21 protein-coding genes are annotated in these 24626 nt (G+C 60.6%); 5 read left to right on the plus strand and 16 right to left on the minus strand.

The features are described from left to right. Positions 1-128: 128 nt before the first annotated feature. From ACO08A_RS18270 to ACO08A_RS18285, 4 genes are all read right to left on the minus strand, one after another. Entirely contained in the window at positions 129-707 is a 579-nt protein-coding gene (locus ACO08A_RS18270) for a thymidine kinase (protein ID WP_422037391.1), read from the minus strand. 99 nt (positions 708-806) lie between these two features. After that, entirely contained in the window at positions 807-1910 is a 1104-nt protein-coding gene (locus ACO08A_RS18275; protein WP_422037392.1) for an endonuclease/exonuclease/phosphatase family protein, read from the minus strand. Positions 1911-1988: 78 nt separating this feature from the next. Continuing rightward, on the minus strand, positions 1989-3974 hold the full coding sequence (uvrC, locus tag ACO08A_RS18280; protein WP_422037393.1) for an excinuclease ABC subunit UvrC: 1986 nt from the start codon (positions 3972-3974) through the stop codon (positions 1989-1991). Between the two features lie 68 nt (positions 3975-4042). Next, positions 4043-5056: a calcium/sodium antiporter gene (locus tag ACO08A_RS18285; protein WP_422037394.1), complete on the minus strand. Its 1014-nt coding sequence runs from the start codon at positions 5054-5056 to the stop codon at positions 4043-4045. Between the two features lie 345 nt (positions 5057-5401). Here ACO08A_RS18285 and ACO08A_RS18290 point away from each other — a divergent pair, with 345 nt between their 5' ends. The 3 genes from ACO08A_RS18290 (at position 5402) to ACO08A_RS18300 (ending at position 11005) form a co-directional block, all read left to right on the plus strand. Then, complete coding sequence (locus ACO08A_RS18290) at positions 5402-6070, plus strand: outer membrane protein (RefSeq protein ID WP_319383414.1); 669 nt, start codon at positions 5402-5404, stop codon at positions 6068-6070. Between the two features lie 183 nt (positions 6071-6253). Continuing rightward, positions 6254-7756, plus strand: a complete 1503-nt coding sequence (locus ACO08A_RS18295) for an efflux RND transporter periplasmic adaptor subunit (protein ID WP_422037395.1) — start codon at positions 6254-6256, stop codon at positions 7754-7756. A gap of 54 nt (positions 7757-7810) precedes the next feature. Beyond that, the gene (locus ACO08A_RS18300) at positions 7811-11005 is read left to right on the plus strand and encodes an efflux RND transporter permease subunit (RefSeq protein WP_422037396.1); all 3195 of its coding nucleotides are present in this window, start codon (positions 7811-7813) and stop codon (positions 11003-11005) included. A 281-nt stretch (positions 11006-11286) separates the two neighbouring features. On the opposite strand, the gene ACO08A_RS18305 is transcribed toward ACO08A_RS18300, so the two are convergent. The 7 genes from ACO08A_RS18305 to ACO08A_RS18335 form a co-directional block, all read right to left on the minus strand. Further along, complete coding sequence (locus ACO08A_RS18305; protein WP_422037397.1) at positions 11287-11937, minus strand: glutathione S-transferase family protein; 651 nt, start codon at positions 11935-11937, stop codon at positions 11287-11289. 66 nt (positions 11938-12003) lie between these two features. Beyond that, positions 12004-12654 carry a ribonuclease T2 family protein gene (locus ACO08A_RS18310; RefSeq protein WP_422037398.1) on the minus strand — a complete coding sequence of 217 codons (651 nt, stop codon included), beginning with the start codon at positions 12652-12654 and terminating at the stop codon, positions 12004-12006. Between the two features lie 10 nt (positions 12655-12664). Continuing rightward, positions 12665-13111, minus strand: a complete 447-nt coding sequence (locus ACO08A_RS18315; protein ID WP_422037399.1) for a cytoplasmic protein — start codon at positions 13109-13111, stop codon at positions 12665-12667. 96 nt (positions 13112-13207) lie between these two features. After that, positions 13208-14056, minus strand: a complete 849-nt coding sequence (locus tag ACO08A_RS18320) for a 23S rRNA (adenine(2030)-N(6))-methyltransferase RlmJ (protein WP_422037400.1) — start codon at positions 14054-14056, stop codon at positions 13208-13210. 24 nt (positions 14057-14080) lie between these two features. Continuing rightward, on the minus strand, positions 14081-14590 hold the full coding sequence (locus tag ACO08A_RS18325) for a GNAT family N-acetyltransferase (protein WP_422037401.1): 510 nt from the start codon (positions 14588-14590) through the stop codon (positions 14081-14083). A gap of 131 nt (positions 14591-14721) precedes the next feature. Then, positions 14722-15558, minus strand: coding sequence for a cold-shock protein (locus tag ACO08A_RS18330; RefSeq protein ID WP_422037402.1), 837 nt, complete (start codon positions 15556-15558; stop codon positions 14722-14724). Positions 15559-15771: 213 nt separating this feature from the next. Beyond that, positions 15772-16869 carry a DUF1176 domain-containing protein gene (locus tag ACO08A_RS18335; RefSeq protein ID WP_422037403.1) on the minus strand — a complete coding sequence of 366 codons (1098 nt, stop codon included), beginning with the start codon at positions 16867-16869 and terminating at the stop codon, positions 15772-15774. Positions 16870-17072: 203 nt separating this feature from the next. On the opposite strand from ACO08A_RS18335, the gene ACO08A_RS18340 reads away from it, so the two are divergent. Continuing rightward, positions 17073-17711, plus strand: a complete 639-nt coding sequence (locus ACO08A_RS18340) for an MBL fold metallo-hydrolase (protein ID WP_422041776.1) — start codon at positions 17073-17075, stop codon at positions 17709-17711. A 56-nt stretch (positions 17712-17767) separates the two neighbouring features. Here ACO08A_RS18340 and ACO08A_RS18345 read toward each other — a convergent pair whose 3' ends face one another. The 4 genes from ACO08A_RS18345 to ACO08A_RS18360 all read right to left on the minus strand — a co-directional run bounded on the left by ACO08A_RS18345 (position 17768) and on the right by ACO08A_RS18360 (position 21360). Continuing rightward, the gene (locus ACO08A_RS18345; RefSeq protein ID WP_421984511.1) at positions 17768-18709 is read right to left on the minus strand and encodes a DUF1402 family protein; all 942 of its coding nucleotides are present in this window, start codon (positions 18707-18709) and stop codon (positions 17768-17770) included. Positions 18710-19014: 305 nt separating this feature from the next. Next, the gene (locus tag ACO08A_RS18350) at positions 19015-19365 is read right to left on the minus strand and encodes a DUF6665 family protein (RefSeq protein WP_422037404.1); all 351 of its coding nucleotides are present in this window, start codon (positions 19363-19365) and stop codon (positions 19015-19017) included. A 64-nt stretch (positions 19366-19429) separates the two neighbouring features. Then, positions 19430-20770 (minus strand): MFS transporter, encoded by a 1341-nt coding sequence (locus ACO08A_RS18355; protein WP_422037405.1) that lies wholly within the window; start codon positions 20768-20770, stop codon positions 19430-19432. A 26-nt stretch (positions 20771-20796) separates the two neighbouring features. Further along, on the minus strand, positions 20797-21360 hold the full coding sequence (locus tag ACO08A_RS18360) for a chalcone isomerase family protein (protein WP_422037406.1): 564 nt from the start codon (positions 21358-21360) through the stop codon (positions 20797-20799). A gap of 435 nt (positions 21361-21795) precedes the next feature. Here ACO08A_RS18360 and clpS point away from each other — a divergent pair, with 435 nt between their 5' ends. Beyond that, on the plus strand, positions 21796-22098 hold the full coding sequence (gene clpS / locus ACO08A_RS18365) for an ATP-dependent Clp protease adapter ClpS (RefSeq protein ID WP_319383400.1): 303 nt from the start codon (positions 21796-21798) through the stop codon (positions 22096-22098). A 286-nt stretch (positions 22099-22384) separates the two neighbouring features. On the opposite strand, the gene ACO08A_RS18370 is transcribed toward clpS, so the two are convergent. Further along, on the minus strand, positions 22385-24556 hold the full coding sequence (locus tag ACO08A_RS18370; RefSeq protein ID WP_422037408.1) for a cation:dicarboxylate symporter family transporter: 2172 nt from the start codon (positions 24554-24556) through the stop codon (positions 22385-22387). Between the last annotated feature and the right edge of the window lie 70 nt (positions 24557-24626).

Raw genomic sequence — 24626 nt, forward strand, 5'->3', positions numbered from 1 at the left:
ATTGATTGAAAATCTGGATCGTCTGACGGACCCCTGTCCCGATCTTTTTATGCCTCACGCTAGGTCACATCAAGGGCGGAGCGGCTGCGCTGGCCCGAAGTGTTTCCTGCACCGGCATTCCCCGTACCCTAGGCCAGTTCCCTGCGGCTCCAGTGTTTGCGGCAGAGGGAGACATAAGTTTCGTTGCCGCCGATCACGACCTGCTCGCCTTCTTCGACGATCCGGCCGTTGCCGTCGAGACGGGCAACCATTGTTGCCTTGCGGCCGCACCAGCAGATCGTCTTGATTTCCTTGAGGTTGTCAGCCACGGCCAGCAAGGTGGCGCTGCCGGGAAAGAGTTTTCCCTGAAAATCGGTGCGCAGACCGAAGCACATCACGGGAATTCGCAACTGGTCGGCGACGCTGGCCAGCTGCCAGACCTGTTCTTCGGTCAGAAACTGCGCCTCATCGACAAGGACGGCGTCGACAGGGGTCTTGGCGTGCGCCTGTTCCACGTGCCGGAGGACATTGTCCTCGGCAGTGAAGATGTCGGCATCCGCGGCCAGACCGATCCGGGAGGCGATCCGTCCCTTGCCGCCCCGATCGTCAAAGGCGGCGATCATGAGGAGGGCGTTCATGCCGCGTTCCTCATAGTTATAGGCGGCCTGCAGCAGGACGGTGGATTTGCCGGCATTCATGGAAGAGTAGTTGAAATAGAGCTTGGCCATTCAGATTGTCTGAGAATCGGTTTGAAGTTCTCCGCAGTGTTCCCAATCCGCGTGGCGGGCTCAAATACTTTTGCCCTGAAGTCACAGGGAATGGCAGGATCAGTTTTTTGCGGGCAGTTCAATTTCAATGATGAGCGGCAGGTGATCGGAGCCGACATGCGGTCCGGTCGATACGCTGCGCACCTTGATGTCATCCGACACGGCAAACTGGTCGACGGGAGCTCCCAGGATCCAGCGAAGGCGATGGTCGAAAAAGAACCGCGTCGTTCTTGGCCATCCTCCGGGGTAGGCGGTCCCGAGATTGTTTTCGGCGAGAGTTTTCTGAAAGCGCGTGGACCAGGGCGCACTGTTCCAGTCGCCGATGACGAGCAGGGGACCGGTATTCTTGTACCGGAGGTCCCGGATGGACTTGTCGACCTCTGCAAAGTACCGCCTCTTGTTCTGCCAACGCGTATTGTCCCGGGGACTGTCAGGGTGGACCGAGACCAAGTTCAATTGCCGGTCTCCCATGTCCAGTGTGGCCTCGAGAATTTCGCGGTCGGCTTCGTAGATGACGCTGGCGCCCTCATGCAGGTCGCCGCGCACGATCTTCGACGTGGTTTGAAGAACCGGAAACCTTGAGTAGACGACCAGGCTTTCAGCCGATCCGACGGAAAGGAACTCCGGGAAACCGTTCTCCCCGGTGCTTCCGACAGGCAGTTCAAACCGCTCCCAGCGACGCTCCTGCAGCCACCACATCACCTCCTGTAACACGATGATGTCGGGTTTCTCGCGTTCCAGAAAACGTGTCAGTCTCCGGTCACCCAGAAACAGGCGTTCGACGTTGATGGAGATGACTTTCAGGGTTAGCCCGTTTCCGGAAGGTATCCGGGTCTCGACCGTGTTCTCAAGGGTCCGTATCGCGGTTAACGCGGTCAGGCCCGCGAATGCGACCAGGGCAAGCCCGAACATCAGCCGATAGGTCCGGGCGAACCGGTGCGGCAACAGAAGGCCGAGTGCAGCCGCGGCGCATCCCAGGAGCCCGGCGGCAAGAAATTGCCTCAAGAAGAAGCTCATGTTGTCCGTGAACCAGAAGTCCGGAGCGACAAAGGCGGAAATGCCGAGTGCACTGAAGACCAATGCCCCGAGCGACCCGCACCAGCAGATCAAGGACGCCAGAGCAGGAAGAACGGACCGGCGTCGTTTGGAATTTAGAGAAGACATTCTGTTGTCGGGCCCCTGGCGCGCGCGCGGCTTGCCGCATCGATGGTTCTGCCGGTGAATAGGTCCGCGAACCTGTGGTCACTCATGAAAATGATCGTAGACCAGTTTCGCAATCGCTTCCGAGATTCCAGGCACTGACGCCAGGTCGTCCACACCTGCCTTCGAGACGGCCTTGGCCGTGCCGAAATGCTGGAGAAGCGCCTTCTTGCGGGTCGGGCCGATCCCGGCGATCTCGTCGAGCGGGTTCCTTGCGATATCCTTTTTCCGCCGCGCCCGGTGGCTGCCGATGGCAAAACGGTGGGCCTCGTCTCGAAGGCGCTGCACGAAGTAAAGCACCGGATCGCGCTCCGGCAGCATGAAAGACTGTTTTCCGGGGATGAAAAACTTCTCGCGCCCGGCATCGCGGTCCGGGCCCTTCGCGATCCCGACAAGGGGGACGTCCGTTATGCCGAGCTCCTCCAACGTCTCCCGGGCCGCGTTCAATTGTCCAAGTCCGCCGTCGATCAGAACCAGATCAGGCCAATCCGGCATATCGGCGGTGCTTTCGGGAACATCTGCTTCCGTTCCGGTGTCGACATTCGGGGCCAGGACATCGGCGCCCGGACTTTGCCGGCGGCCACTTTCTTTCAGGAGGCGCGAAAACCGGCGCGTTAGAACCTCGCGCATCATGCCGTAGTCGTCGCCAGGAACGAGATCTTCGGACTTGATGTTGAATTTGCGGTACTGGCCCTTTGCAAAGCCCTCCGCGCCCGCAACGATCATGCCGCCGACCGCATTGGTGCCCATGATGTGGGAGTTGTCGTAGACCTCGACGCGCCGTGGCGGAGCGCCCAGTTCGAACGCTTCCGCGACACCCCTGAGCAGACGGGCCTGACTTGAGGTTTCGGCCAGGCGCCGACCCAGCGCTTCGCGCGCATTCGTCAGCGCATGATCGACCAGTTCCTTCTTTTCGCCGCGCTTGGGAACGGCAACCTCCACCTTGCGGGCGGTCCGCTCGCTCAGGGCTTCCGCCAGCAGGTCCTGCTCGGCAAGTCCGTGCGACAGGAGGATCTGCTTCGGGGCCGGTTTGTCGTCGTAGAACTGGGCAAGAAAACTCTCCAGCACCTCCGCTTCGCCGAACGTCTTGTCGGCCTTCGGAAAATAGGCCCGGTTTCCCCAGTTCTGACCGGTCCTGAAGAAGAAGACCTGGACGCAGGACTGTCCGCCTTCCTGGTGAATGGCGAAGACGTCCGCCTCCTGGACGGACTGCGGGTTGATTCCCTGGTGCGCCTGGACGTGGGACAGGGCGGACAGCCTGTCCCGGTAAATCGCCGCGCGCTCGAATTCCAGGTCGGCGGAGGCGGCTTCCATCTGTTCGGCAAGCTGTTTCTTGATCAGCTGGCTGCGCCCGGACAGGAAGGCCTTTGCCTCCGAGACAAGCCCAGCGTAGTCCTGCGGGTCGATCTCCCCTGTGCAGGGTCCGGCGCATCGCTTGATCTGATACTGCAGGCAGGGCCGGGACCTGTTCTCGTAATAGCTGTCCGAACAGGTGCGGATCAGGAAGGCCTTCTGAAGTGCGTTGATTGTCCGGTCCACCGCGCCGGCGGAAGCAAACGGGCCGAAGTAGTCGCCCTTGCGTTTCCGAGCGCCCCTATGCTTGACGATCGCCGCCGCCTCGTGGTCACCCGTCACAAGGATATAGGGGAACGACTTGTCGTCCCTGAGAAGAACATTGAACCGCGGCCGGAGCCGTTTGATCAGGTTGGCTTCCAGGAGGAGGGCTTCGGGTTCCGTCTTGGTGACCACGAATTCCATTGCCGCCGTCGACAGGATCATCCGCATGATCCGGTTGGACTGCCCCTGAAGGCGGGTGTAGCTGGTGACCCTTTTTTTCAGGCTTCTGGCCTTGCCGACGTAGAGGACCTCGCCGTTTTCGTCCAGCATCCGGTAGACGCCGGGACCGTTGGGCAAGCGCTTCACTTCATTGGCGATAACCTCCACGCCCTTTTTCGTGCGGGCGGGGTCTTCCGTGGCCGTGTCGCCGTCAGCTTCTGGAGAATCGGATCTGTCCTGCATAACAGACATTTAAGCGTCATCGGCTCATTGGGAAAGAGGTATTCCCATGCCGTTCGTGCCGGTTCCTGCCGGAAATGTCAGCTGGCGTGGCCGAGCATGTACACCGTGGTAATATAGAGGCCGTAGGCGGCCGTCATGGCCAGGCCGGAGATCTTGCCCAGACAGATGCGGAATGCGGCGAGCACGGCCAGAAGCACCGCACAGGCGAGCATCACCCAGACATCGAGTTTGAGAACCTCGGCCGGGACGTCGATCGGGACCACAACTGCCGTGATGCCGATGATTGCAAGCAGGTTGAAGATGTTCGAACCGATGACATTGCCAATCGCGACGGCGCCGTGCTGGCGAATGGCGGCCATGACCGTTGTCGCGAGTTCTGGAAGCGATGTTCCGAGCGCGATGACCGTCAGACCGATCACGGCTTCGCTGACGCCCCAGTGGGACGCGATGTCGGTTGCGCCGGTAATGGTGAAATGCGCACCCAAAGGCAGTCCGACGAGACCGAGAACGATGTAGACCAGCGCGATCCAGACGGAATCCGGAACGTCCTCGACGTCGTCCAGCGTATCGTCGTCGTCGATCTCCGCGTCGGCGACGGCAGCGCCTGCCGATGCGGCCGAAATCGTCTTCTGTTTCATTCGATGGCGGCGGGCGGTGATCGTGGAGGCGGTCAGAAAAATCGCCAGAAGGACCAGAAGCACGATCCCGGCGAGTAGCCCGATCGGCGTGAAAAAGCACAGACCGATGAAGACGACAGTGACGGCAACCATGAACATGGCGTTGCGTGTCGCGCCGTCTTCTCCGCACGGTGTGGCGGCAATGAGCGCCGGCATTCCGAGAACAAGCAGAACATTGGCAATGTTCGACCCGACCACGTTGCCGATCGCGATGCCGCCGGCGTCTTCCATCGCGGCCTTGAGGGAGATGACCAGTTCCGGTGCCGATGTGCCGAATGCGACGATGGTCAAGCCAATGACCAGATTCGGAATTCCCAGCCGCTGAGCGATACCCACAGAGCCCCTGACCAAGACATCGCCGGCAATAATCAGCACAACCAATCCGCCAGCGAGGCTAATATAGTCAAACAGCATCTACGAGTTCCGGTTCGGGTTTTTGTGGTCTGCGCGCACGGTTTCGGAGGGAGCGCGCAAATCACTTGGGCGCCTTATACGCAATAGATTGGTATGGGGAAACCCGGGGACAAGCATCTTTGTTCCGGTTTCATTGCAAATTGCAACTCGCTTAACGTGACGTTCACCTTGACAGAATGTTGCCCCGATTTGTCATCAAAACTCCCAAATCTAAATCCTGATCCGCCACAAACGCTCCCCATATGTCCCTACCGGGGGAGTGAGGGCGCGGCATAACCGTCCCTCTTGCCTGGTCAAGGAACTTGGCCAGCTCAGTATGGATAGTATGGATCTGGAGTATCATTCATGAAACGTCTTGCGCTTGCAGGCCTGGCAGTGACTGCCGCAACAGTGGGAACCGCCCCGGTTCTGGCGGCGGACCTTCCCCAGGCTCCGGCCCCTGCCTATGAGGCGGTTCCGGCTCAGCAGCAGAGCATCGACTGGACCGGCATTTATGTCGGCGGCAATCTCGGCTGGTCATTCGGCAGTTTCGACAACCGGTTTGGCGGCACCAATCTCGATACCGATGCAAACGGTGTCGCGGGCGGTCTTTATACCGGCTACAACTACCAGGTCACGCCCAACGTCGTGGTCGGCGCGGAAGCGGACTTCACCCTGTCCGATCTGGAAGACACAAAGACCGCGGGCGGCGTGTCGCTCAAGTCCAAGTCGGACTGGAACTCGAACATCCGCGCCCGGATCGGTTACGCGTTCGACCGGTATCTGGTCTACGGGGCAGGTGGTCTCGCACTGGCGGACCTTGAGGTCTCCGGCAACGGCGACAAGGACAGCAAGACTGCTGTCGGCTGGACCCTCGGTGTCGGCGGTGAAGCGGCAATTACCAACAACGTGACCGCACGTCTCGACTATGCCTACCAGGATTTTGGCGATCAGGATTTCAACCTGAACGGGACAGGCGTGACGTCTGACTTCAGCAATCAGCTCGTGCGCTTCGGTGTCGGATACAAGTTCTGACATCCGCCACATCGGACTACAAAAAAGACCGGTCCCGGAAGGGACCGGTTTTTTTGTTACAAGTGGATACAAGCTTTTACGAAATTTGCCCCAAGTCCATGGTAAAACAGGGTCCCCGCGCCATATTGGGTGTCAGGATGGTGCCCCTGGCAGGCTGGCGGGACGGTTTGAGTGGAGAGGTGAATGCGGTTTTTGATGCGCGGACTTGTCGGTCTGGCATTGATGGCGATCATGGCGGGCTTCGCAGGTTTCGGAGCCTACAGGTTGTATGGCGCGATGACGGTCGAGGAGACCGCACGCGAGCGCCCGGCGCGTGAGCGCAGCTATACCGTCAATGTCGCGCAGCTTACCCCGCAGTCGATCAGCCCTGTGACGATCGCCTATGGCGAAATAGAGAGCTGGCGAACGCTGCAGCTCCGGGCAAGCTCGGAGGGGCGCCTCGTCGATGTCGCGAGCAAGTTCAGGGACGGCGCCGCCGTGGCAGAGGGCGAACTGCTGCTCAGGATCGATCCGGCGAACGCGGAGTTCCAGTTTCTCGACGCCGAAGCCGCACTTGCGGATGCCGAAGCGCAAAAGGCCGAGGCCGAAGAAGCCATCGTCGTCGCCGAACAGGAACTGGAAGCGGCGCGCCGTCAGCTGGACCTGCGCAAACAGGCGCTGGAGCGGCAATCCCAGCTCAAGGACAAGGGTTACTCGACCGCTGTTCAGGTCGAAACGGAAGAACTGGCGGTCGCTTCGCTGGAACAGTCGCTGCACAACAGGCTGCAATCGGTCATCACCGCGCGCCGGCGGGTGGAGCGCATGGACCTGACGGTTCAACGCGCCACGCTGGCCCTCGAGGATGCGGAGCGTGTGCTGCAGGAAACCACGCTGACTGCGCCGTTCTACGGGTATCTTGCGGAGGTGGATGCCACGCTTGGCCGCCGCGTCAGCCCGTCGGAAACCCTGGCGATGCTGATCGATCCCACGGCCCTGGAAGTGCAGTTCTCGCTGTCGACCGCGGAGTTTTCGCGTCTGCTCGATCAAAGCGGAAAGCTGGTCAAGGCACCCGTCACGGTCACGCTTCAGCTCGGCGGGAGATCCGTCGAGGTTCCCGGACGCATCGACAGGGCCGCCGCGATCGTCTCTGAAGGCGAAGCCGGAAGGACATTGTTCGCCGCGCTCGAGATCGAGGCCGGGACGGTTCTGCGGCCGGGAGATTTCGTCAAGGTGGCGGTCGAGGAGCCGGAACTTGCCAACGTTGTTGCAGTTCCCGCAGCAGCCGTGACGGAGGACGGCCGCCTTCTCATCGTTACGGAAGACGAACGCATTGACGAAATCGCGACGCGCGTCCTGCGGCGCATGGGAAACGAAGTGCTGCTGGCGGATGTTCCGTTCGGGACAGACTATGTGCGTGAACGCCTTCCGCAACTCGGCAAGGGCCTGAAAGTGTCGCCGCGGCGCGGCGACGATGGCAAACCTGAGAGAGACGCGCCGGTCACGGCAAGCGCGCCGGAAGGTGCAGGCCAGCCTGCCGGCGACCTCGTTGCCCTTGAGCCGGAAAGGCGCGCGGCGCTGATCGCGCAACTGACGAACTCGAACATGCCCGAAAACCGAAAGGCGCGGCTGCTTGCGCTTTTGAACGAGCCCATGGTGCCCAAGGATCTGGTGGACCGGCTGGAACAGCGGCAGGGCCGCAAGGGTTAGGATCCAAGGGCAGGCCGGCGGTGCTTTTCCGCCCGCCGAGACTGGAGTGATTGAATGCGTTCTCCCGGCGGACCGCGATTTGCATCGTTTCTGGATTACATGGTGCGCCACCGGACGGCGGCGAACCTGCTTCTGGCCTTGATGCTTCTGGCAGGGATCGCAGCCGGATCCCAAATCAGGACCCAGTTCTTTCCCGATTTCGTGCGCGAGGAAGTCGATGTCGACATCTCCTGGCCGGGGGCCGGTCCGGATGATCTCGACCGCTCGGTGGTCGAGATCCTCGGCCCGCAGCTCCTGGCCATCAACGGCGTGGACGAGGCGACTTCGGTGTCGCGCGAAGGCCGCGCGTCTATCAATCTCGAATTCGAAGACGGCTGGGACATGGGCCAGGCGACGGACGAGGTCAAGGCCGCCGTCGACCAGGCGCGATCTAGCCTGCCCGAAGGGATCGAGGAACCTGTCGTCAGCCGGGGCGTCTACAGAGACCGCGTAACGGATGTCGTGATCTACGGTCCCGTGGATATCGATCAGCTTGCACGGTTTGCCGAAGATCTGCAGACGGTGCTGTTCCGCGGTGGTGTCACCCGGGTGTCGATCCAGGGACTGGCAAATCCGATCATCCGGATCAACGTGGGTGAGGGCATGCTGGTCCGGCACGACCTGACCTTGCGCGACGTTGCCGATGTTGTCGCTGCGGAAATGGAAACGACGCCGGCGGGAGACGTCAGCGGCAGCGGCGCGCGGCTCAGGACAGGGCAGACCCGCCGCAGTGAACAGGAACTGGGGGAAATCGTCCTCAAGGCCCCGAGCCAGGGCGAAAAGCTGCAACTGCGTTCCGTGGCGGATATTGTCACCGAGGGTGTTGAAAGCGGCCGGGCCTATTATCACCGGGGCATGCCTGCCGTCGTCCTGCGGGTTGACCGGAGTGCCCAGGGAGACACGATTTCGATCCAGCGGTCGGTGGAGCGCATCACCGCCGAATTTCAAAAGACATTGCCCGAAGGCGTCGTGGTTCAGCTGACGCGAACGCGGTCGCAGAACATCATCGACCGGATGAACATCCTGATCGAAAACGGACTGTTCGGGCTCGGGCTGGTTCTTGCCTTTCTGTTCCTGTTCCTGTCCGCTCGCACGGCGTTCTGGGTCGCGGCGGGAATTCCCGTCGCCATGTTTGCGACCATCGGCCTGATGTACGCCTTCGGGCTGACGCTCAACATGGTTTCGGTCTTCGCGCTGATCATATGCCTCGGCATCGTCGTCGATGATGCCATCGTGGTTGGGGAACACGCGGATTCGCTCCACCGGCGCGGATATCCGCCGGCGGAAGCCGCAAGTCTCGCCGCGCGGCGCATGACCGCTCCGGTCTTCACGGCGTCGATAACGACCCTGATCGCGTTTGTCGGCCTGATCGCGATCGGCGGACGTTTCGGGACACTGATTGCCGACATACCGTTCACGGTGGCCGTGGTGCTGATCGCCAGTCTGGTGGAATGCTTCCTGATCCTGCCCGCGCATATGAACCACGCCTTGTCGGCCAGCAAGAAACAGCGCTGGTACGACATGCCGAACCGGGTCTTCAATCGCGGGTTCGTGTGGTTCAGGGAACGGGTCTTCCGCAGGTTCATCGACTGGATCCTGACGGTGCGCTATCCGGCGCTCGGCTTCGCGTTCATGGTGCTGCTGTTGTCCGTCTCGCTTTTTGTCGACGGCAGCGTCCGGTGGCGCTTCTTCAATGCGCCGGAACGCTCAGTGGTGTCCGCCAGCATCGCCATGATGCCGGGCGCGGACCGGGATGATACCAAGGCGATGATCGCGGAAATGGAGCGGGCGCTCGATGTCGTCAATCAGCGTTACGGAGAAGAATACGGCGATGAGCCGGTCCAGTTCGCGCTGTCGACCGTTGGCGGAACCGCCGGGCGGGGCCTGAGCGGCGCGGACAGCAAGGACGTCGACCAGCTGGGCGGGATTTCCATAGAACTGATCGACCCGGACCTGCGTCCCTATTCGGCGTTCAAATTCATTGGCGAGTGGCGCAAGGAAATCAAGCGGCCGCCGTTGCTTGAAACCCTGGCCCTGCGCGGTGAGCGCTCGGGTCCGGGCGGCGATGCGATCGATGTCCGGCTTTACGGAACGTCGACGGAGAACCTGAAGGCGGCGGCGGAAAGCCTGAAACAGGCGCTTGCCCCGCTTGAAGGTGTGAGCGCCCTTGAAGATACATTGGCCTATGACAAGCCGGAACTCAGCCTCAGCCTGACGCCCAAGGGGGAAGCCCTCGGCTTCAGCACCGACGATGTTGCGCGGATCCTGCGCAATCGCCTCGAGGGGATCGAGGTTGCGGAATTCCCGGTTGGCCGCCGCACCGCCAAGGTAAAGGTTCTGATGCCGGACGAGGAGACGGACGCCTCGTTCCTCTATTCCACGCGCATTCGCACCGAGGCAGGAACCTATGTCTCCCTGAGCGAGATCGTGCAGGCCGACAGCAGTTACGGGTTCGCGTCCATCAGACGAAGCGATGGGTTGCGGACCCTGACAGTCAGCGGTGATGTTTCCGAAGACGACCCGGAAGCGGCTGCCCGGGTGACCGCCTTCCTGGAAAACGAGCTGCTGCCGCAACTGGCTGCAGAGTTCGATGTCGAGAGCGAGATGGCGGGCCTGGCTGAACAGGAGAGATCCTTCCTGTCAGACGCGATGGTCGGTTTTGCGCTTTGCCTGGCCGGCATCTACCTGGTGCTGTGCTGGATTTTCGAATCCTGGACGCGGCCCCTGATGATCATGATCATCATTCCGTTCGGCTCGATCGGAATGCTGTGGGGGCACTATATTCACGGAGTGCCGCTGTCGATGTTCTCGGTCGTCGGCTTCATCGGCATGTCGGGGATCATCATCAACGACAGTATCGTGCTGGTGACCACGATCGATGAATATGCGCGCAACCATCCGTTCCGGCAGGCGCTCATCAACGGGGTCTGCGATCGTCTGCGCGCCGTCGTCCTGACGACTGCAACCACCGTATTCGGTCTGGCACCGCTGCTTTTTGAAACCAGCCGGCAGGCACAATTCCTGAAACCGACGGTGATCACCCTCTCTTACGGATTGGGGGTCGGCCTGTTCCTGGTGATCCTGCTCGTTCCGGCACTGCTCGCGGTTCAGAGGGACTTCGGCCAGTCGGTTTCAAGCGGACGCCGCCTGCTCAAAGCAAAGGGACGCCGTCCGCTGCAGGGAAAACACGGCGAAACGCCGACGCCTTAAGCCGATCTCGAAACCGGCCTAGGGTACGGACCCATAAATGAAGCCAATTTGGCGGCAGAAATGGCAAAATCTCGCAACGAAGCGTGCGCAGAGCGGGCCTTTGCCCGGTCAAGCGCGGTGACGCTGCGAGGTAAAGCCATTTGCCGTCCTTCGGATTTGGCCGTTTTGGCCATCTGCTGCGTCGCGAAAGGCTTGAAAATGAACCCACCACGGCGCGCAATCCGCCTCCTCAGCGGGCAAAGGAGATTCGGTCAAACGATGCACACTTATCGCCCGATGCTCTAGCGAAGCTCAACGGCAGCATTGTCCGGTACGGGTGCAGCCGGCTGACGCGTGTCGGCAAAGGCAGGCACGGCGGCCTCAAAGGCGGTCAGCCAGGCAACGAGCGCGGGGTGGTTTTCCCTCCAGCCATCGCCAAACCGCATGTCGAGATACCCGAGCGCGCAGGCCAGTGTCAGCATGGCCGCGTTGACGTCATCGGCGGTTGCCGGAGCCGTCGGGGTGTTCGTTTCGAAGTGGGCAAGTCCACGGTCCACTTTCGAGCCCTGGTATGCGTCCCAGGCCGGATCCCGATAGTTGGGCTGCTTGAAACGCTTTTCATACACACGCAGCAAAGCGGCATCCATGATGCCATCGGCGAGGGCCTGATCGCGCAGGACGGCGAAACGGGCTTCACCTTCCGGAAACAGTCTGTTGCCGCCGGCCAGGAAGTCCAGATACTCCAGGATAACGGCGCTGTCGTAGAGGACGTCGCCGTTCTCAAGAACCAGGGCGGGGATCTTGCCGAGCGGGTTCTGTCCCCGAAGACTGTCGGCCGGATCGGCGGTGTTGGCTTCGATGACTTCGATCCGGTCTTTCAGGCCGAGCATCGCCGCTGCGATCTTGACCTTGCGTCCAAAGGGGGAGGGGGGCGATGAGCGAAGTTTCATCATGAAGTTACTCCTGATACTGGGACGGGTCGGCACCTGAGGGGTGTGACGCCCTGAGAAGATCTTTTGCTATCGGCCGGGCGGTGGCACGGACAGGCTGTCGGCGCGGCAGCCACGGCGGTCGACATTCGGGCAGGACCGGAATTCGAGGTTCTTGGTCAGACAGATCCGTATTTCGTCGAATTCGCCACGGGAGCAGGTGACCGCCATGGCGCTTTCGTCAAGGCCCGGATTTGCCAGACGAAAGGCCTTCTCCACTGTCTGGGGAGACGCCTTGCCCCGCTTCTGCAGTTTCGTGAACGCACCTGGTATCGAAATCTTTTCAAAGGCGCGGCGGGTCAGGTCGAAATAGTCCTCCGGATCGAGACCGGAACAGGTTCCGTGCTTGCGCCACTGATGAAAGACCAGCCCGTGACTGGGCATGATGTCCTCCATGCCGACCGCGATACGCCTGTCGATCCGCTTCGGGCCCCGGCAAGTCTGGGGATAGCCGCGCTCATATTGCGGCCAAAGACCATGCACGATGAAGCGAAAGGGATCGCGAACGTCGCATTGATGCGGGTTGGCGTCCGCGCCTTCCTGTTTGCAGTGGGTCGGTGACCATGACAGGGAAAGCACATAGAAATCGAAGTCGCCGGGCTCATCGGCAAGGCTTGCCGTCGACGCCAGAACCCAAATCAGAAAAGCCGTCAGGCCGGCCGCCCGGCTCAAAAGAGCCATGACGTTCGGCTCACTGTGGCTTTGTGGTTCTGCAGTGCGACCCGTAGACACGCCACTTGTCGAGTTCGGACAGGCAGGTTTCCACGTTCCAGCTCACACCGACAAAACCGGCATGTTCCTCGATCAGGTAATGCAGGTGCTGGTGGGAGCCATCGGACATGTTGGCTGTTCCGGTGCAGTGGCGGCGTGCCAGCGGGCTGACCTCGTTCACCTTGAAGGCGATTTCGGTGATCTCCTCGATGCCGACGATCTTCCTGCCCTCGTAGTAGTCTGCGTAAGCACGCGCCACAGATCTGCGAACGGCCTTCTGCACCGAGTTGGCCGTGCATTCCGGCAAACGGTTCTTGCCGCTCAAGGAGAGGTAGGCGCGGTTTTCTTCCGCGACCGAGGGAACGGTGAGGAAGGCGCAGACAGCAAGACTGGACAGGATCAATCGGGCGAAACGGGCGATGTGCACGGCATGGTCTCCGAGAGGCAAACAGTGTGACAGACGATGGGGGAGGGAAGCCCCAAGGTCAAGGACTTGGTGCGCCAAAAGGACCAGAATATGCAGTTATTCGCCAATCAGTTGGGTCACGTCCCACCCTGAGCCGGGTCCCTGGTGCAGAACGTCATTGAACCAGGGCAGGAGTGTCCGCATCTCATCGGCGAGCGTAAACGGGGGATTGATGAGCGTCATTCCGGAGCCGAGCATCCTCGTATCGGGTCCGCTCTTGCCGGCCCGCAGTTCGATTGAAAGCAGATCCCGCACGCCGGACGCGGCAAATGCGTCGTGCATGCGCCCGATCGATCGGATGTCCTTCAACGGGTACCAGAGCGCATAGGTTCCGCCGGTCCATTTTTTCCAGGCCTTGAGAACCGCACCGGTCATTCGCTCAAATTCGTCGGTGACCTCGAAGGCGGGGTCGATCAGCACAAAGCCCCTTTTTTCCTTAGGCGGCAGGAAGCTGCCCATGGCCAGCCATCCGTCCAGATGAATGGTCTTGACCTGGAAGTCGCCGGCAAAAAGATCCGACAGGGTTCTGAAATCGTCCGGGTGAAGCTCGGTGAGCGTCAGCCTGTCGGATTTGCGCATCAGGCACCGCGCCAGGACGGGTGAGCCCGGGTAAGTCTCCAGTTGATCACCCGGGTTCAGATCCCGAACCACTTCCAGCCAAGGGCGAAGCAGGGGCTCGACCGCGTCCGGCATATCCGCCTGCAGCACCTTGGCGATGCCCTGCTGCCATTCTCCCGTCTTGCTCGTTTCCTCCGAGGTCAGATCGTATTGGCCGATACCCGCATGCGTGTCCAGCATCCGGAACGGTTTGTCCTTGCGTTGAAAATAGGTGATCAGCCGGGCAAGCACCGCATGCTTGAGCACGTCGCCGATGTTTCCCGCGTGATAGGCATGTCTGTAGTTCATGTCGCTATTCCGGCCAGAAGAGGGTCATCGCGCAGGTTCAGGATCGCGCCGCATGTAAATGACGGATGTCGCACCGTTGTCCGCCCTGCCGATCTCCTCGAAACCCAGCCCGGCGTGAAATCGCAGCGAGCCGGGATTTGGCGGGCGTTCGTTGACCTCGCAGGTGAAACAGCGGTCCGTCCCCCGCATGTGCTCAAAAAGCGTGGAATAAAGCGCGTCACCAATCTTCTTCCCGCGCTGGGTGTCATCGACGAAAATCCGGTCGGTGTAGGCGAACCGCTCGTACCTGTCGCTGAGCCAGCGGTAGTTCGGGCTCGCGTAGTCCGCGCCTTCGCCGAAGCAGAGGAGCATGCCGACCGGTGTGTCCTCGGCAAGTGCGACAAGACACAGAAGCGACTGGCCTATCAGGTCGAGCATTTCTTCGGCGCCGAGTTCGTTGACCGCCGGTACGGCCGCGTTGTTGAGCGATAGCAGAGCGCCGAGATCGCCGGGTTCGAACGGACGGATCGTTGCGGGAGAAACTGTCTGGGTCATGGCAAATGCATCCGGGCAGGCCCGACCTGCCGTTTTCGCGGTCTGCCCTCATGGAATGTTGGTACGTGCGGAAAAAGAACGAGCGCAGCCAAGCTGCGCTCGTTCACTACAGTATTGCCGGCCATGTGGCCTTATTCTTCTTCGGGCGATCCCGTTTCGGGTGCGGCGTCCTCGGCTTCTCCTGCCTCGGCACCTTCTTCAATCACCTGCAGGTTTACCGCCTTCGGGCCCTTGCCGCGACGATCCGGCTCGGTTTCGAAGGAGATGCGCTGACCGCTGTCAAGCGTCGCGAGCCCCGAACGTTCCACCGCCGAGATATGCACGAACACATCCGCTTCGCCTTCATCAGGCGTGATGAAGCCAAAGCCCTTGTCCGTCTTGAAGAACTTCACGGTTCCGCTCTGACGCGGACCGCGTTCCACGGGCGGTCCGTCCCGCCGGGGAGGACGTCCCTGACGAAACCCGTCGCCGTCGCCGCCGTCACGCCCGCCATAACCGCCGCGACCACCACCGCCGCCGTAGCCGCCGTCGCGTCCGCCGCCGCCGTAACCGCCGCGTCCGCCGCCGCCATAGCCGCCGTCACGTCCACCGCCACCGCCGTAGCCGCCGCCATCGCGTCCGCCACCGCCATAGCCACCGTCGCGTCCGCCGCCGCCATAACCGCCGCGGCCACCGCCGCCGCCATATCCGCCATCCCGGCCGCCGCCGCCATCGCCGTATCCGCCACGGCCGCCGCCATAGCCGCCGTCACGACCGCCACCGTAGCCGCCGTCCCTGTTGTTGTCGCGGCCGTAGCCGCCACCAAAATCATTGTCGCGGCCGCCACGATAGCCGCCATCGCGGCCACCACCATAGTCACCGCCGTAGTCGCCGCCGCCAAAATCGCTGCCGAAGTCCTGCGGACCGCCAAACTCGCGCTTGCCGCCGCGTCGACCACGCGAACGCCGGTCCGAATCGCCGTCGTGCATTACTGAATCACCTTAATTTCCGTGCCCCTCCGGCACATACCAGCCAATCTCACCCGCCTTCACGGTCGAGTCACTTCTCGGGGCGCACCTGGTGCGCCTGTTCAACACTCTGGGATCGGGCTGAAACACCTTTGCCGCATCCCTCACCAGCCGCTGCGGCACCATCATAAGGGCGTGAGGCATGAAATCGCAAGAAATTCCTTGGTCGGCGGGCTAATCGGCCGAGTTTTTTAAAGGCCAGGTGCTTGACCAATTGGACAAGTCAGGTTCCGTACCGTCACATGTCTTTCGTGTCGCTTCTTCCATCAGAACAAGGCCGGTGCCGTTCCAGAACCATCTGTTCCAGAGGCCGCATTCGCCGACACCCGATCCCTTGAAATAGCTGACGAGTTGCTGATCCGCCGGGACCCACCTTGCGTTGTAGATCAGGTCAGAGGCGATCGGTCCCTTTTCCGACATGCGGGCAACATGGATCTGCCGGGCGGCACCGTCCTTGCCCGACAGCACGGCGACATAAGGGCTGTTGTAGGGGGTCGGGGCACCGCAGGGGATAATATAGAGGGACGCACTTTCCGCGAGCGGGACGCGCACCGCGTTCAGGCTTGCGAAGATGGTGGGATCGATCGCCGAGCAAAGCCGGTTGGCCGACCAGATGGCTGCGACCTCGGGCGGAAGCTGATCGGCGCTCAGGATCGGCAGGGCGTGCGGTGCATCCTTGGCGGGATTGGTCCCCGGCGAGACGATGGCCGCTTCCGTTCCCGTGCGATCCTGGCGGTTGTCCAGCCAGAGCAGGCTGGATTTCAGACCCTGAAGCGGTACCGGTACGGATGTCGGGTCGGTGCTTTCGCCTGCCGGCAAATGCACGGTCAGAACCTTTCCCTTCTGCATTGCGTCCAGAAGGGTCACCGAGGCCGGGCCGGCCGGATACCAGAAACCGTCGCCTCCAAGGGGCCGGAAACCGGTTGGAGGCGTGATCGCAGACTGCATTTCGCGCAATTGCTCAATGGGCAATTCCTCGATCGTCGACCCGTCGACGTCGAAGCGCAGCATGCCTTCCTGCGGCAGTTGCGTGTTCGTTGTCAGCCGGACGAGGGGTTGCGCCTCGGCCTGCCAGTCGCGGACAATGCGCACGTCCACCCAGACAGACTGGCTGCGTGTGAAGGTCGACGCAAAGCAGGCACCGGTATTGCCGCAATCCACAGTCCATCCCTCGAAGCTCGGCGCCGTGCGGCCGGGCTGTGCAGAGGTTGCGGTTGAACTCAGAAAGCTGATCGCCGCAATCGTCAGGAAAGTTTGCAATCTTCGCGTCATTCTATCCGGTTACCCGATTTTGATTGCCATCTTCTCAGAGGCTTTTACTTCTTGTACGAAATGCAGGCCGCAAGGTGAAGCCGATAAGGTACATTAAGTCGGCGCGGGCTCCGATTGTCCCGCATTTGTTGCCGTGTCATGCACGGGTGTTTCAAAAGGAGACAGGTGTGTCGGAAGAAACCAACAGCAGCGAAACGGACGACATGCCACCGATCCAGGTCATGGTCGTACCGGTGACGCCGTTTCAGCAAAACTGTTCCATCATCTGGGATCCGCAGACCATGCGTGGAACGGTTGTCGATCCGGGTGGCGATGTCGAACATATCCAGGAGGCGATCCGCAAGCACGACGTGAACGTTGAAAAGATCGTGCTCACGCACGGTCATATCGATCACATCGGCGGCGCCGCCGATCTTGCCGCTGCTCTCGGCGTTCCGGTCGAAGGGCCGCACGAAGCGGACAAGCCGCTCATAGAACGCGTGGCGGATCAGGCGGCGCAGTTCGGCGTGCCGGAGGCCAAGCCCGTTTCCCCCGACCGGTGGATGGAGGAGGGAGACGAGGTCGAGATCGCAGGGCGTACGTTCGAGGTCCTGCACTGCCCCGGCCATTCGCCCGGTCACCTTGTTTTTTTCGACAGGGAACTGCAGTTCGCGATTTCAGGGGACGTCCTGTTCGCGGGGTCCATCGGCCGGACGGATCTGCCGCTTGCGGATCACGCAACGCTGATCAGTTCCATTCACGAGAAGCTGCTTCCCCTCGGCGATGACGTGTCCTTCCTGCCCGGACACGGACAGGCATCGACACTCGGTCACGAACGTCAGACGAACCCGTTCCTCACCTGAGTTGCGGCAGGTTGACGGTGTTTACCTGAAAATTGCGAGTGGCCTGACGCGCTTGTTCACAGCAGAGCGCGCAGGTCGTCGATCCGGTCGTTGACCAGCCATCCGTAGTAGTTCTCGCGTGGCCATGACCGCCCGGTGCGGCGGAATTTTGCGGCACGGCTCCAGGGATCGCCGAGATTGTAGAGGGTCGCCGTGAGGCCGGGGTTCTTGGAAATGTCCACCTTGCCGACGGATTTGTAGGCTGCAATGGAGTCCTGGATGATCGCGGCCATGTAGTGCAGCGAGATGTTCGGATCCATTGTCGCCTTGTAGACCGCGTCGGAATTGGACGCCTTGAGCTTGCGGAAATTGCTCTGGCGCGACACGCGATCCGTCATTTTCAGAACGGTGAGCGGGCTCAGCTGTCCAAGCCCGAAACTCTGGCCGGCGTAGAGTGGCTGGAAGAAGGCTTCGTTGAAATTCTTCTTGGGATAGCGGACACCATCAACCCGTTTGCCGCGGAACTTGCTGTTCCAGACATTTTCATAACAGGACCAGCGGCGGTCGCTGCTTTTCTGGATGTGCTCCTTGCGGCACCGTTCGAATTGCGGCCGCTCGACGAACTTGTCGACGTGTTCGCCGTTGAGTTCGAAATCGAAGTTGATGCCGGCATAGGCCAGCGCCTTGACGTAATAGGACTGGGCGCTGTCCAGCGTGTCGTAGTTGTAGGTGTGCTCTCCGACGATTGCGCCGATGATGTGGATCGGATCAATGTTGTACTTGCGTGCGACGCGCTTGATCGATCCCATGAGACGCCGGTCGCGCTTCAGGACGGCCAGCACCTTGTTGAACTTGGCATCGTAGCTGGATTTCGCAGACGAGGTGCGGCGCGCGGATGCATACGGGATCTTCGGCTGGTTCTTGTACCTGTTGCCTTCGGGTACCGTGCGCACGGACTGGGCGTGGGCGGATTGCGTCAAACCGATTGTCGGCACGGCCGGGGCGAGCAAGAGGCCCAGAGCAACAAGGCCGGTCAATAAATTCGGAAAAACGCTCAAGGGGCCAGTCTTTCTGCACATATTAATCGCTCTGCGCTAGGCATTTTTGTTTAATGCGGAGCCGGGCAGGCCCCGGACGCCAGTCAACTTGCATGGATTTACATAGTTCAAACTATGCGCCGGTAAATAACACACATATCGATAACCACCCGTAAAAAACATTGCTATGGCGTAGATGCAACATCTTCCTATCGTAAGGGCAGTCCAATCAACAAAGAAGTGATCGCGATCACGCGCAAGATGTCCCGATGGAACAGGTCCTGACCCTACCGTAGAATGCGGTCTTTCATAATACTTGCCGGACCCATGCAAAGCCGCACTGCTCTGGGAACATTCAGGTGATCGTTGAATTCCCGGTGGCGCCGCAGACCGCAGAGTTCCCGCTGGATCGTCACATGCCAGAGTGCTTCACCGGCCTGGGCCAGCCGCTCTCGTTTGAGGTCCTCGGTCGCGTCCGGGTCGTCGTTCGCCTCGCTCAGCTGGGCCAGAGCCTTCTCAAGCTTCTTTGTCAGGCGGGAAAGTGTCGAGGCCTTCTCGCTGAAAATTTCCTGTTCCAGCGCAGCCGCCAGCGGATCTTGATCCGGGGTTTTGGTGAATTGAGGCGGTCGAACTGACATGATCGGTCCCCGAAATCGTCCGGATCGTGATGGAAACTATTGTTTGCGTATTGCGTATTGCGGATCAGGCGGATCGCCGGGCTTTCAGGTCGTTTTCAAAAAGCAGCAATCCACCGAGTGCCGCCAGCTTGAACACACACGGCAACCCGGCGTAGGTCACGCTTAGCACGAAATTCAGCTGGGGTGTCATTGCAATGTTCGGATGATATCCGAACAAGCCGAGCATCGGCAGCGCAAGACCGGTTGCGACCGCGAGCGCCGACTTGGACAGAAACGCCATGACCGAAAACAGGCGTGAGGCCTGCTGCTGCTTGCCATCCGCTTCGATATGGTCGGCGAGAATGGCGGGAGGCAATGCGAGATCGGCGCCGAGCGCCAGTCCGGACAGGGCGCACACCACTGCGTAGGCGGCAAGATCCCCCTCCTGAAGGAGCGCTGCCCAGCAGAAAGTGAAAATCGCGGCTGCGAGGGAGAACTGCCACGCGCGCAGTTTGCCGAATTTGCGGGCGGCAGCTGTCCAGATCGGCATCGACAGCGCGCCGGACAGAAAATAGGTCAGCAGGAAGAGCCCGGTGTAGCTTTCTGCACCGAGACGATCGCGAATGAAGAACAGCACCAGCACCGCCGGTATGGCGCTCGCGAATGTGTTCAGGAACACCAGGCCGAAGAAGATCGCCCGCCAGCGGTTTTTCATCAGGGAAGTCCAGCTTTCCTGCTTCTCCCGTCGCGCTGGCAGGTCGAGCGGTGTTGCATGCATCCAGCGCACCAGAAGCCAGAGCGCAATGCAAAGCAGCGGAAGATATCCGAGCGACAGCCAGTGAAAGGCCCTGGAGGGTCCCACGATCTGTGTGAGGACGGGCGGTGTGACGGCGGCGACCAGCAGTCCGAAGAGCCCGATCGCCTCCCGGCTCGCCGTGACCCTTGTGCGCTGCGCCGATGTCGTGTGCCACAACCCGCCCAGGGCCTGAAAATTGATGGAGACGACGGAAAACCCGGTGGTGCAGATGAAAACCGACGCAGCAAACCACAGCACCGGAAAAGCCCCGGCCGGATGAAACAGCATCCAGAAACCGATGCCCAGCATGACGGCGCCGAGCGCCAGGATCAACGCGCGTGCGCTGTGGAACCGGTCACTGAGATCGCCGATGATCGGGTCCTGGATCGCATCCACCAGCCGAAGTGCGAGCAGGACAGACCCGAGCGTTGCCAAGGGCAGCTGCATCGTGACCGCATAAAAGTCCGGGGCATGCAGGTAGATCGGCAATCCGACGAAGGCGAGCGGAAACGCCATGGTGCCATAGGCAACGAGGCTTTTGACGCTCAGTCTTTTCGACGCGGGAAGCGATGCATCTGAAAGACCGGTATCAATGCGGTCCGAAGGCACGTGTCTTTCGTCAACGGACACTGCAACCGGGTCCTATCGCCTGCTGCTCAAGAACCCGCCCCGACCAGGCGTGCCCGCAGCTGCGGGTTGCGGGTCTTGTTGCCGAGCCAGATCGAAAAGAACCTCTTGGTGAACGCGGGGTCGCTGATCGTCCCGAGTTTGCGCCCGCCCAGGTAAAACACGGTGCTGCCATTTGCGGTCCTGACACCCGTGATGGCCTGTCCTGCCGAAACGTTCGGAAAGATCGCGCTCATCTGTTTTTCCCACGATGCCAACTGTGCCGCGGACGCGCCGCCCTGGCGCTTCATCTCCTTCACGGAGCTTTCCGTGATCGTCTTGCCCTTGAAATTGCGCAGGTATTTCAGCTTGAGCGCGAAGGGGCCGGATGCACTGTAGACACCGTTGGGTGCATAAAGTTCGGCATCGAAGACCTTGAAGCCGAGATAGGTCATACGCCCCTTGCCGACGAGTTCCGCCGAGGGAACGGTCCGTGCCGCCGGGCCGATGTCTGCCGCAGCAGGTGACGTTGCCAATCCGGCGAACGCGAGGAAGAAGCACAGGAACGAAAGAACGGGCCAGTTCAGACCGGCCGACATGATGCGCGAAGTCACGGGACAACCCTCCGGGTAGTTGATGCACTTACCACGGCCTCAATACGCAGGGGGCGGGAGGTCGGATTTCCGTTTTTTGCCGCAAAGTCATCAGCAGGGTTCAAACGCATGCACGCCAGGCGAAACTCAGGCCCGCAAACCCGATTTCCGCGCGGGCCATGTTCCCTTTGATGGTGCGATGCATTATAATCATTTCAATGATCAGTTCGGCTGACTCATGGGCGCTGCTTTGGCGCCGGTGTCGCGCCGGTGATCGAACCTGCCGGGAGAGACCCGGTTCAGCTTCTAACGTATCGGTGAATGGTTCCCCGCGTTTCGGGAAACAGGCGCCATTTCTGGGTTCGGATGCGTGGCCGGCGGGGCCGTGCGTTTGCAACTCAGCCAATTCGATCCTGCTTCCGTCTGCTGAACGGAGCACAAGTTTGGACCAGTGTCATGAGCGACTCCGATCTGAAACCGAAACTGAAGCAGAAGACAAAGGTCCAGAAACCGAAACTCTACAAGGTCATTCTGCTCAATGACGACTTCACCCCACGCGAATTCGTCGTGCTGATCCTGAAGGCCGAGTTCCGCCTTGATGTCTCCCAGGCCGAGGTCGTCATGATGACTGCCCATCAGAAAGGCGCTTGCGTCGTCTCCGTCTATCCGAAGGATGTTGCCGAGACCAAGGCGACACGGGCAATCGATGCCGCCAGCCAGCTGGGCTATCCGCTGCAATTCACCGTCGAGCCGGAGTGAAACGGCTTCCAAAGCAAGCTCTGGGGAACGGACTCATAAATGATGTCAATTTGGTTTGGATCGTTTTGACCAACTGCGAGGAGCGGAAGCGCAGGAAATGTGGTTCATTTTCAAGCCTTTCGCGACGCGGCAGATGGCCAAAACGACCAAATCCGAAGGACGGCAAAATGGCTTTACCTCGCGGCGTCGCCGCGCTTGACCGGGCATAAAGCCCGCTCTGCGCACACTTCCTCGCGAGATTTTGCCATTTCTGCTGCCAAATCGGCTTCATTTATGGGTCCGTACCCTAGTCGGTCGTTACCGTGTTCACCGGGCTTATCCAGCGCCGGTGCATGTCCTGAATGACACCGGCCTTGCGTGACAGGTCCATCCAGTAGTCGAAATAGGCAGCCAGGCCCGGAGAGGATGGCGGCATCAGGTAGGCGAACAGGAAACGGCTTGCCGTGTTTTCCGGGACAACGGCCGAATAGCCGTCAAGCGATATGGCCAGTGCGCGGGCCTGCTCGCGCGTCCAAAGGGCTGCATCGACGTCCTCAAGCTCCTGCAACTTGCTGTAGTCCGGTAGGACGCGCAGCTTGGCGGAGGGAAATGTTCGCTTGGCAAGCGGGATCAACACCGGATCGTCGAAAACGGCGATGGTCAGATCCTTGTTCTGTGAAATCACCGATTTCGACTTGAACTCGTCGACGCGATCGCTTTTGACAATGAGCGCGAGCGGACTTTCGAAATAGGGTTCACTGACGGTCAACGTGTTGAGGCGTTCGTCGGTGATATAAAGTCCGCCGACCGCGATGTCGAATTTTTGCTGCTTGAGATCGTCCGCAAGGTTCTGCCAGTCATAGGGGATGAATTCCAGACGGACATTCATGCTCTGCGCGAACCGGTACATCAGTTCGACATCGTAGCCGACCAGCCTGCCGTCATTGTTCCGGTAGGCAAACGGCATGACATTCGGGTTGATGCCGACGCGCAGGACGCTTGTGGTCTCGATCCGGTCGATCGTGTTGCGCGCAGACAATTCTTCAGTTTCCGGTACCGCCGTTTCCGGCGGTGTTTCAGTCTCCGCCGCCGGTTCAACGGTCGCAAGCCGGTTTGCGTCGCTCAGCTGCTGGACGTAGTCCGGAAGGCCGGCTGCCTTGTAGCTGACTTCCGAATGCAGCGGCACATGGGTTCCACCCAGACTGCCGATGGCCCAGATGCCGGCAAACGCCGCTCCGGAAACGGCCAGTGTCACGACAAGCGCGCGCGGATTGAACCGGACCTTGCCATGAAAGACGAAGGTGATGGCGGTCGCGACAAACGCGAACGCGGACACGGATGTGATCACCTGGCCGTACCGGGTGATAGCCATCGTCTCCACGTAAAGGTCCGTTGTTCCGGCAGGCAGGCCGAGCCAGTCTGCCATGAAAGTAACGGCGCCGATTGAGGACGTGGGCGAGCCGATGCTGGAAATCAGGGTCACGAACGGCAGTTCCAGCAGCTGCTGTTTTTCGATCGGCAGGTAATAGTAGTACGCAGCGTAGACGAGAAAGACCAGAATGAAGAAATTTCCGATCTGCGCCAGCGGGTAGCTGACGGACAGCGTTGTTTCGATGATTTCCTTCTGTTGCTGTTCCTCGCCCTCGTTCTCATTCAGTTTCCTGGCGAATTTCTGCGTGGCCTGCTGGATCAGCGGCAGCGAAGCCACAGACAGGGACGTGACAACGGCGACCATGAAGGCGTCGCGCAGACCGGACATTATTTCGCGGTAGGTGAGCGGCAGGAACACGGTCAACAGCATCGGGAAGACCCACAAGGCAAGCACCAGCGAGCTCAGCATCACGACGGCGATGTAGATCGATAGCGCGGCAAAGCCTGTCAGGCTGACGGAACCGATGGATTCCGCGAACAGGGCGCACACGCCCACCGGTGCGAGGTAGACAATCCAGCCCCATATGCGCACGCAGGCATTGCGGATGATCGTCAGCATGTCCAAGAGTGGTGTCGGCTTGACGCTGTGCTGGATCGCGATGCCGAAGATCACGCCCATCAGCACGACCGAGGGGATGTAGTTCTGGCTGAGGGCCTCGAAGAAATTGTCCGGTATGAGCAGTTCGACGAGGGAGACCGCGGAGCCCTTTTCGTCCGGCAAGCTTGCCGAGAAGTCGACAACGGTCGCGGTGCCGACAAGCGGGACAGTGGAGGCTGCCACGATCAGGAACGCGAAAGTCACGCCCCAAAGCAGCAGGTAGACAGGCCAGCTCTTTCGAAACAGCGTCAGCGCGGTCGCCGGCGAGAGACGGCCGAGGCCGAGAAGCAGCGAGGAAATCAGATAGGGAAGCACCACCACTTCCATAAGCCGGATATAGGCATCGCCGAAAGGCTGCAGGAAAGCCGTCAGTGCCGGGCTGAAGGAGCCGATGCTGATCCCGAGTGCGCCGCCGATCAGCACGAGCAAAGGCAGCAGCTTGCTATTCACAAAGAGCGCTCCTCACCCAGAATGGCTTGACGGCGTTTCGCACAGAAACCATCGCACATGCTCATCTTTG

The sequence above is a fragment of the Roseibium sp. genome (genome assembly GCF_965232425.1).
Lineage (GTDB): Bacteria > Pseudomonadota > Alphaproteobacteria > Rhizobiales > Stappiaceae > Roseibium.